Genomic DNA, 9470 nt, shown 5'->3' on the forward strand with positions numbered 1-9470 from the left:
CCCAAGTGCCGCGCCAGTCGTTGTGCGGGATACAGGCTCCCTGTGGTCACGTCCTGGCCGACCCCGATCACTCGATCGTGTGGATCCGGTCCAGGCCGTGCAACCGTCAGGACCCCAGGGGAGTCGACCGTCATGACGAGAGGAGGTGCCGCCAGTGATCGCGAACGTATCGGCGCACCGGCGGGCGAACGCCTTCGCCCAGGCCTGGGAGGAACAGTCCGACTGTTCCTCCCAGGGCACGGCGGCCGAGCAGACCGAAGGATCACCGCCGGCGTCGGCCGCTGCGGACCAGACCGGGCAGGGCCGTCTTCTGGCCCTCGCCACGAGTCTCGCCGAGCTGCCCAAACCGGAGTTCGATCCCGAGGTCAAGGTCGTCCAGCGGGCCCAGTTGGTCGCCGCTATGGAGGCCATGCTGCAAGCGGGCACCGCGGGAGGCGAAGCGGCGGACACTTCGGTACCGGAGCAACGCTCCCCCCGGGCCAGGGGCACGCACCGGGCCAGTCCCCTGGGCAAGTTCCGACCGCGTTCCCGCCTTGCCAAGGGCCTCACCGCGGGCGGCCTCAGCGTCGGCGTCGCGGCGGGTGCCTTCGGCGGCGTCGCCGCGGCGAGTTCCGACGCCCTCCCGGGCGACGGGCTCTACGGACTGAAGCGCGGCATCGAGGACTTCAAGCTCAACTATCTGTCCGACGGCGACGACGAGCGCGGCCGGACCTATCTCGACCAGGCCTCCACCCGGCTCAGCGAGGCTCGTCGGCTCATGGAGCGAGGCCGCAGCGGCGACCTCGACCACGAGTCCCTCGGCGAGATCCGACGCGCCCTGAACGGCATGCAGCACGACGCGTCGGAAGGCCACCGGCTCCTCCACGAGGCGTACGAACGCGACCCGAACTCCCTGGGACCCATCCAGGCCCTCGACGCGTTCTCCCGTTCGCACCGCGAGGTCTGGGGCGCCCTGCGCGACCGCCTGCCGGTCCAGCTCGGCGACGTCAGTCAGCAGGTCTCGTCGGTCTTCGAGGCCATAGACGAAGAGGTCGCCCCGCTGCAGTCCCTCCTCCCGCGGCCCCCCGCCCCGGGCGGCGGCGGCACCCGTGAGGGCTCCGGCTCGGCGTCCACCGGCACCTCGGACACCGACCGCCGCGGAACCACCCCCGGCACCGGTACCGGCCACGCCCCGACCGACGGGACCGGCGCCGACACCGGAAGCCCCAGCAAGTCGTCCACCTCCGGCACCTCCGACGACGGCCTGCTCGGCGGCAACACCGGCGGCCTTCTGGACCCCCCGAAGGAGACCGGCGGCAACGCTCCGACCACCATCGTCCCCAGCACCCAACCCGACGTCACCCTCCCGCCCCTCCTCCCCGGCCTGCTCCCGGGCCTGGGCATCGACAGCGAGGACGCGGAGTAGAACAAGCCCGTACGGCTGTGGGGGCGCCCCTCTCAAAAGAGGAGCGCCCCCACAGCCGTGCCCGAAGCCCGGGTCAGAAGAACACCGACCGCCGCTGCACCAACAGTTTGTAGAGCGTGTGCTGGATCTGTTCGCGTACCTGGTCCGTCAGGTTGAACATGAGCATCGGGTCCTCCGCCGCCTCCGGCGGGTAGCCGTCCGTCGGAATCGGCTCGCCGAACTGGATCGTCCACTTCGTCGGCAGCGGAATCCCGCCCAGCGGTCCCAGCCACGGGAAGGTCGGCGTCAGCGGGAAGTACGGGAAGCCGAGCACCCGTGCCAGCGTCTTCGCGTTGCCGATCATCGGGTAGATCTCCTCGGCCCCGACGATCGAGCAGGGGATGATCGGAGCACCCTGGCGCAGTGCCGTGGAGACGAAGCCGCCCCGGCCGAACCGCTGAAGCTTGTAGCGCTCGCTGAAGGGCTTCCCGATGCCCTTGAAGCCCTCCGGCATCACCCCGACCAGCTCGCCCTGGCCGAGCAGCCGTTCGGCGTCCTCCGCACAGGCGAGGGTGTGCCCGAGCTTGCGGGCCAGCTCGTTGACGACCGGCAGCACGAAGACGAGGTCGGCGGCCAGGAGTCGCAGGTGCCGGCCCGCCGGGTGGTGGTCGTGGACGGCGACCTGCATCATCAGGCCGTCCAACGGCAACGTCCCGGAGTGGTTGGCGACGATCAGCGCGCCACCCTCCGCCGGGATGTTCTCGACGCCCTTCACCTCGACCCGGAAGTACTTCTCGTACAGCGGCCGCAGCAGGGACATCAGGACCTGGTCGGTCAGTTCCTCGTCGTAGCCGAAGTCGTCGACCTCGTAGTCGCCCGTGAGGCGCCGACGCAGGAAGGACAGCCCGCCCGCGATCCGCCGCTCCAGGCCGCCCGCGTCCTTGTCCAGCCGTTCCTCACCCGTCACAGGAACATCATCCTGCCCAGCCGCCCTGGTGGGCAGGGGCTGGACCTCACCGACCTCGCCGGCCTCGCCGATCTCCCGGACCGGCGCGGGCTCGCCGTTCCGGCGCCGGCTCGCCGCGCCCCGGCGCCGGGGCGGCCGCGTGACGGCGCTCCCCCGGGACCGGTCGTCGTCGAACGGAATGACCTTGGCATCCGCCATCGTTGATGCGCTCCTCAGTTGGCGCTCTGCGTCGGGAGGTGGACCGGGGCGTGGCCGCCGCCCGGCAGGGACAGCGCGGCGATCCGGTCGACGGCTCCGGCAACGGCCTCGGGCGGCAGGAGTCCGGGTCCGTGACTGCGCGCGAAGTCCGCGAAGGTCTCCGCCGTGGTGTACCGCGGCGTGAACCCCAGCGTCTCGCGCATCTGGACCGTGGACACGACCCGGCCGTGGGTGAGCAACCGGATCTGCTCGGGCGAGAAGTCCGTCATGCCCAGCGTACGCACCAGCGACCCCGCCCAGGTGACGGCAGGCAGCAGCAGGGGCACGGTGGGCCGACCGAGCCGCCGCGAACACTGCGACAGCAACAGCGCCCCGTCCCCGGCGATGTTGAAGGTGCCGCTGTTGAGGGTGCCCCGCCGCGGTTCGTGCGAGGCGATCCGCAGCACCTCGATCACGTCGTCCTCGTGCACGAACTGGAGCCGCGGGTCGTAGCCGAGCACGGTGGGCAGCACGGGCAGCGAGAAGTACGAGGCGAGCGGCGTCTCGGCGGTCGGCCCCAGGATGTTGGCGAACCGCAGCACGCACACGGCGACATCGGGCCGCCGCCTGGCGAACCCGCGCACATACCCCTCGACCTCGACGGCGTCCTTGGCGAAGCCGCCGCTGGGCAGCGACTTGGGCGGGGTCGTCTCGGTGAACACGGCGGGATCACGCGGCGCGGACCCGTAGACGTTGGTGGAGGACTTGACCACCAGCCGCTTCACGTTCGGCGATTTCTGACAGGCGCCGAGCAGCTGCATGGTCCCGATGACGTTGGTCTCCTTGACCGTGGTCCGGCTCCCCCTGCCCAACGCGGTCGCCGTCACGTCCAGGTGGACGACGGTGTCGGCACCGGTCTCGGCGAGCACCCGCGCGATGGTGGGCTGCCGGATGTCGGCCTCGATGAAGTCGGCGCCCCCGAGATGGTGCTCGGGCCGCACCGCGTCCACGGCGACCACCCGGTCCACCTGTGGGTCACGCTGGATCCGCCGTACGAACCGGCCCCCCAGCTGACGGGCCACTCCGGTAACGAGCACGACCTTTCCCAAGATCAGCGCCTTCCTTCCGTACTGGGACCGCCGGCTGCCCTGCCGTGTTCCCGTCTGCGGGCCAACTTAGCGGGTCGATGTTGCGCTGTGATGACCGCCCGATGCACGAAGTGACGAGATCTCTTCGGTCATACGACCAGATCAGCCATGGTGCACGTCCAGGCATACGCACGGCGTTCAGCCGACCGTACGGGCGCCCGGATATGCGTGTGGCCCCCCACCGATAACACGGTGGGGGGCCACACCACGCCTACGCGGCTCGCGTCGCGCGAAGTAAGTGCTTGCGCTTACTTCCGCTCGCGCTTACTTCTTGTTGCGACGCTGAACGCGCGTGCGCTTGAGCAGCTTGCGGTGCTTCTTCTTGGCCATCCGCTTACGCCGCTTCTTGATAACAGAGCCCACGACTACCCTCGCTCACTTCTCATCACTCGGTGCTGGGCGCCATGGGCCCACACGACCTTCAAGGGGCTAGCCTACCCGCCCGAGCGCTGAGGTCGTAATCGAGGGGCGGGAGGGGCCCGAGACGGTCCTGAGGCCGGGCCCCACCCCGGGCCTGCCCTGTCGGACAGGCCTCGGCCATCAGGCGGTTTCCACCCCCACGTAGCTCTCGCGGAGGTACTCGTGCACCGCTTGCTCGGGGACGCGGAAGGACCGCCCCACCCGGATCGCGGGCAGATGACCGCTGTGCACCAGTCGGTACACGGTCATCTTCGACACTCGCATCACCGAGGCGACTTCCGCCACGGTAAGGAACTGAACCTCGTTCAGAGGCCTATCGCCGGCTGCACCCATGACACACCTGAACCTTCCGCACTCGACTCGACGGCCACCGGCTTCCCCTTCCGGTGACTCTTCGTCGTTGCGTGCTCACTCCCCAATGTAGGGGCGGGTGATGCGAGTGGGGAAGAGGTGCACCCATCAGCGGCCTACTGTGACAGACACGCTCGATTGAGTACGTAGCGGGTCAGCGGCCTGTAGTAAGCGGACCGCACGGCGTCATCAAGTGGAACGACGACGGAGACGACTCCCTCGGCCTCCCCCACGAACAGCGCGGGGTCGTCGGTGTCCGCCAGCCCGATGGCCTCGAACCCCAGCTGACCTGCCCCGCAGACCCATCCGTGGTCCCCGATGACCAACTCGGGCAGCGGCCCCCCGCCCTCGGCCGCCGCCGCCAGCGCGACCCGAACCGGGAGCGGCGAATGACTGTGCGCACCGGTCGCACAACCGGCGCGTTCGGCACCCGCCTCCCGTACGACCGCGACTCCCCGTACGTAGTCGAGGTGGTGTGTGCGTAGGCCGAACCGGGTCGTTATGTCGACACAGTGACCCTGCGCCGGGGTGAGGACATCACATCCCGCCGCCGACAAAGCGTCCGCGACCGTGGCGTAGAACCCCAGCAGCCGATGCGGATGCCCGGTGCCCAGCAGCACCGGCGCGCCACGCTGGGCGACGGAGGCGAGCCGCTCCGCGAAGGCGTCCAGCGCGGCCAGCGTGCGCTCAGGATCGATCACATCATGCCCGGAAACGCAGCCGGGATCGGCCGAAACTCCACACTTGTCGGCCATCAGCGCGATCAGATCCCGCTGCCCCCAACTCCACTCGGGATCAAGCCCGATCAGCACCCGCGGATCACGCGCGGCGAAGAGCCGATAACTCCGCAGACTCTCCTCCCGGGAGGTGGCCACCGCCCCGGCCAGCCGCGCGGCAAGCAGATGCGCCCGAAGCGCCCCGGAACTCAACACAGAAGCGATGCTGACGGACGAAACCCCGCCCCGCGGCAGAACCGCACCAACACCGCACAGTTGGCGTAAGCGCCCACCGGGCGCACCCCCTACGGCAGCAACCCCCGCAACGGAAACACCGCCCGCCGCGTGGCCAGCACCGCCTGGTCCAACCGATCCGCGGGGTCGTACCCCGACTCCCACCCGGCCCACTCCACCGGCCACCGCCCATCGGTCATCCGCACCGGCCCCAACTGCCGAGTACGGGCGAAGACCTCCTGCCGCCACCCCTCCGGAATCACCGTCTCCGGCGCCACCGGCACCCCCGCCGCCACCCCCACCAGATGCGTCCACGACCGCGGCACCACCTCCACCACCGCGTACCCGCCCCCGCCCAGCGCGACCCACTTGCCTCCGGCGTACTCGTGCGCCAGATCGTGACAGGCCACCTGCACGGCCCGCTGCGCGTCGAGAGACACCGCGAGATGAGCCAGCGGATCCTCGAAGTGCGTGTCGGCCCCGTGCTGGGTCACCAGCACATCCGGCCGGAAATCGGCGATCAGCTCCGGGACCACCGAGTGGAACGCCCGCAACCACCCCGCGTCCCCGGTCCCGGCCGGCAGCGCGACGTTCACCGCCGACCCCTGCGCCCGCTCCCCACCGGTCTCCTCCGGCCACCCGGTCTGCGGGAACAAGGTACGAGGATGCTCGTGCAGGGAGATCGTCAGCACCCGCGGGTCGTCCCAGAACGCCGCCTGCACACCGTCCCCGTGATGCACGTCCACGTCCACATACGCGACCCGCTCGGCCCCCAGCTCCAGCAACCGGGCGATCGCCAGCGAAGCGTCGTTGTAGATACAGAACCCCGACGCACCACCCGGCATCGCATGGTGCAACCCGCCCGCGAAGTTCACCGCGTGCAGCGCCTCCCCGCGCCAGACGGCCTCCGCGGCTCCCACCGACAGCCCGGCGATGAGAGCGGACACCTCGTGCATCCCGGCGAAGGCCGGATCGTCCATCGTCCCCAGCCCGTACGCCTGGTCCGCCGACGCCGGCTCCACCGACGCCGCCTTGACGGCCTGGACGTAGTCCTCCCGGTGCACGAGCCGCAACGTCGACTCCCCGGCGGGCTTCGCCGCGACGACGTCCACCTCCCGGTCGAGCCCCAGGGCACCGACCAGCCTCCGGGTCAGGTCCAGCCGAACCGGATCCATCGGATGCTCGGGCCCGAAGTCATAGCCCGTTACTGCCTCGTCCCACATCAGCTGTGCGCGGCCGCTCATGCCCGCCACCGTATCGGTCCGGTTGAGCGGCGAACGACCGGGCATACACCAAGGTCACCAGCACCAACACCATCGGCACCACCATCGCGCCCCGGTAGGTCCAGGCGTCCCCCAGCGCCCCCACCAACGGCGAACCGATCAGGAACCCGACGTAGTTGAAGATGTTGAGACGGGCGATCGCCGCATCCGAAGCCCCCGGGAACAACCGCCCCGCCGCCGCGAACGTCTGCGGCACCAGCACACACAACCCCAGTCCCACGAACGTGAACCCGAGCATCCCGACCCACGCCCCGGGCGCGACGGCCACCACCGCGAACCCCGCCGCCGCCACCAGCGCCCCGAGCCGCACCACAGCCGCGGCCCCGAACCGCCGCACCCCGAAGTCCCCGATGGCCCGCCCGAGCAGCGTGGTCACCATGTAGACGTTGTACGGAACGGTGGCCAGCTGCTCACTGCTGCCCAGCACGTCCTGGAGATACTTCGCGCTCCAGTTGGAGACCGTCGAGTCACCGATGTAGGCGAAGGTCATCACCAGACACAACGGCAGCAACAGCTTGAAGACGACCCCGGTACCGCCGCCCTCCGGCTCGGCGCCCCCCGGCGTGCCGTCCTTCGCGGCCGCGCCCTCCGCGTCCCCGTCCACATACCAGCGGCTCCCCACCAGCGCGGCCGGCAACAGCACCGCCACCACCGGCAGATACGACACCCACAGCGCGAGATGCCAGTGCGCCCCCGCCCACGCCAGCGAGGCCCCGACGATCCCGCCCAGGCTGTACACGGCATGGAAACTGAGCATGATGCTGCGCCCGTACGTCCGCTGAAGACTCACCCCGAGCATGTTCATCGAGGCGTCCAGCGCTCCCACGGCGAGACCGAAGACCGCCAGGGCGACACCCAGCTCGGCCGTCCCCCGCCCCGCCCCGACCCCGAGCAGGGCCAGCAGCACCACCGGCTGGGACCAGCGCAGCACCCGGCTGGGCGGTATCCGCCTCACCAGCTGCTCGGTCGTCACACTGCCGACCCCGGCCAGGATGGGCACGGCGGCGAGGAAGACGGGCAGCAGCGCGTCCGAGACCCCGTACCTGTTCTGGATGGCCGGGATCCGGGTCACCAGCAGCGCGAAGGCCGCGCCCTGCGCGAAAAAGCTGAACGCCAAAGAGGCCCTACCGCGCCGCAGCACTTCTGTCATGGCGGCGAGCGTAGGGCCCCTGCGTACTCGTGGGTAGATCCAGCCAAAGATGAATTCTCCTCAGCTTTGCCGGCTTCACCGGGCGAGGACGACCTCGGGCACCTCGGCTTCGGCCCCGACGGCCTTCGTGCCCCTCGTCTCGAAGGCGATCATCGCCGCCATCGGCCCGGCGCCGAGCGCCCCGCCGACCACGAAGCCGATCCCCATCGCCACGACCATGACCACGGACCCGAGCCACACCATGGTGTCCACCGGCACCGTGTACGCCCCCACGACCCGCACGACACACTCGACGAGCAGCACCACGCCCCAGACGACCGAGAAGGCCCGCTCCCGCTTCCGGAAGTTCGCCGACGCGAGCGACGCGCCACTCTCCAGCCGCGCCCACGCCGCCTCCCTGACCGCGTCGCCCTTCACCAGGAACGGCTTGACCGCCGCGGTCATCATCGGCCGCCCCAGAGCGACGGAGACCAGGATCCCGATCCCGATCGTGCTGCTGACCCCGCTGTCCTTGGCCAGCATCAGCCGCGGATCACCGGAGACCAGGCTGAGTACCAGTCCGACGACGTTGACGACGAGGATGAGCCCGGCGAGCCCGTTGACCGTCCGCCCGCTGACCGCGCTCCACACGGTCCGCCCGGCCGGGACCAGACTGCTCCAGGCGAGAGCGGCGAAGGTACCCATCCCGAACGCGCCCTTGAAGAGGTAGTACGACCCGAGCGGCACCGCCACATCCACGAGGAGCGGGGCGAAGGCGTTCTGCTTCCTGTGCTGGTTCGTCGTCATGCCCATAGCTTCGCCGCCGGGAGGGGTCCCCCAGTAGAAACGATCGTCCGGAGCTACGCATGACAAATGTCAGCCGCACACCGGAACGTCCGTCAGATCAGCAGGTCAGGCAACTGCCCCAGGTCGGAGAAGAGTTGAGTGGCGCCCGCGAGCCTCGCGGCCGGCGTCATCGCGATGAACCCGTACACGTCCATCCCGGCCGCCACAGCCGCCCGCACCCCCAGCGGACTGTCCTCGACGACGACACACCGCTCCGGCGCCGCTCCCATCCGCTCGGCCGCGTGCAGGAAGAGATCCGGCGCCGGCTTCCCCTTCCCGACGTCCTGCGAGCTGAAGATCCGCGCGTCCTCGAACCACCGGTCCAGCCCGGTCTTCCGATGCCCCACCCGGATCCGCTCATGGCTCCCGGAAGACGCCACGCAGTACGGCACCCCGTCCGCGGCCAGCTTCGCGAGAACGTCCACGGCACCCGCCACGGGCTCCAGCTCCTGCTCGAAGGCGGCGAACACCCGCCGGTGGAAGGTGTCGTCGAACTCCGCCGGCAGCAGTTGCCCGGTGCGCTCCTGGACCAGGTCGTGGATGCGATGCATCGCGGACCCCATGTAGTCACGGATGGAGTCCTCGTACGAGGTGGGGTGTCCGATCTCGGTCAGATAGGCGGCCAGCAGCCGATTCGAGATCGGCTCACTGTCCACGAGGACACCGTCGTTGTCGAAAATCACCAGGTCGTAGCGCATGAACTAGACCCTAAACGAGCCCAAACGCAGAAAACCCCCGCACCATAAGGTGCGGGGGTTTCCCGTAATATTTGTTCGGCGGTGTCCTACTCTCCCACAGGGTCCCCCCTGCAGTAC

At 69.8% G+C, this 9470-nt stretch carries 10 protein-coding genes; 1 reads left to right on the forward strand and 9 read right to left on the reverse strand.

Annotation, left to right across the window (positions count from 1 at the left end; translation table 11 throughout):
- The first annotated feature begins 154 nt into the window (after window positions 1-154).
- Window positions 155-1405, forward strand: coding sequence for a DUF5667 domain-containing protein (locus ABT070_RS43570; protein WP_351768590.1), 1251 nt, complete (start codon window positions 155-157; stop codon window positions 1403-1405).
- A gap of 73 nt (window positions 1406-1478) precedes the next feature.
- Here the strand turns inward: ABT070_RS43570 and ABT070_RS43575 are convergent, their stop codons facing one another.
- From ABT070_RS43575 to ABT070_RS43615, 9 genes are all read right to left on the reverse strand, one after another.
- Window positions 1479-2549, reverse strand: a complete 1071-nt coding sequence (locus tag ABT070_RS43575) for a lysophospholipid acyltransferase family protein (RefSeq protein ID WP_351768592.1) — start codon at window positions 2547-2549, stop codon at window positions 1479-1481.
- Window positions 2550-2563: 14 nt separating this feature from the next.
- The gene (locus ABT070_RS43580) at window positions 2564-3637 is read right to left on the reverse strand and encodes an NAD-dependent epimerase/dehydratase family protein (RefSeq protein WP_351768594.1); all 1074 of its coding nucleotides are present in this window, start codon (window positions 3635-3637) and stop codon (window positions 2564-2566) included.
- Window positions 3638-3940: 303 nt separating this feature from the next.
- Window positions 3941-4039, reverse strand: coding sequence for a 30S ribosomal protein bS22 (locus ABT070_RS43585; protein WP_003948845.1), 99 nt, complete (start codon window positions 4037-4039; stop codon window positions 3941-3943).
- A 177-nt stretch (window positions 4040-4216) separates the two neighbouring features.
- Window positions 4217-4429, reverse strand: a complete 213-nt coding sequence (locus ABT070_RS43590) for a helix-turn-helix domain-containing protein (protein ID WP_351768596.1) — start codon at window positions 4427-4429, stop codon at window positions 4217-4219.
- Between the two features lie 134 nt (window positions 4430-4563).
- Window positions 4564-5379, reverse strand: a complete 816-nt coding sequence (locus ABT070_RS43595; RefSeq protein WP_351768598.1) for a phosphatase — start codon at window positions 5377-5379, stop codon at window positions 4564-4566.
- Between the two features lie 89 nt (window positions 5380-5468).
- On the reverse strand, window positions 5469-6641 hold the full coding sequence (locus ABT070_RS43600) for an acetoin utilization protein AcuC (RefSeq protein WP_351768600.1): 1173 nt from the start codon (window positions 6639-6641) through the stop codon (window positions 5469-5471).
- The gene (locus tag ABT070_RS43605) at window positions 6592-7830 is read right to left on the reverse strand and encodes an MFS transporter (protein WP_351768601.1); all 1239 of its coding nucleotides are present in this window, start codon (window positions 7828-7830) and stop codon (window positions 6592-6594) included. The genes ABT070_RS43600 and ABT070_RS43605 overlap by 50 nt, the downstream gene beginning before the upstream one ends.
- Window positions 7831-7905: 75 nt before the next feature.
- The gene (locus ABT070_RS43610) at window positions 7906-8616 is read right to left on the reverse strand and encodes a VC0807 family protein (RefSeq protein ID WP_451102928.1); all 711 of its coding nucleotides are present in this window, start codon (window positions 8614-8616) and stop codon (window positions 7906-7908) included.
- A gap of 92 nt (window positions 8617-8708) precedes the next feature.
- A complete protein-coding gene (locus tag ABT070_RS43615) occupies window positions 8709-9353 on the reverse strand; it encodes an HAD family hydrolase (protein WP_351768605.1) in 645 nt (214 codons plus the stop codon).
- Window positions 9354-9470: the final 117 nt, after the last annotated feature.

The sequence above is a fragment of the Streptomyces sp. NPDC002884 genome (assembly GCF_040295245.1).
In the GTDB taxonomy this organism is placed as follows: domain Bacteria; phylum Actinomycetota; class Actinomycetes; order Streptomycetales; family Streptomycetaceae; genus Streptomyces.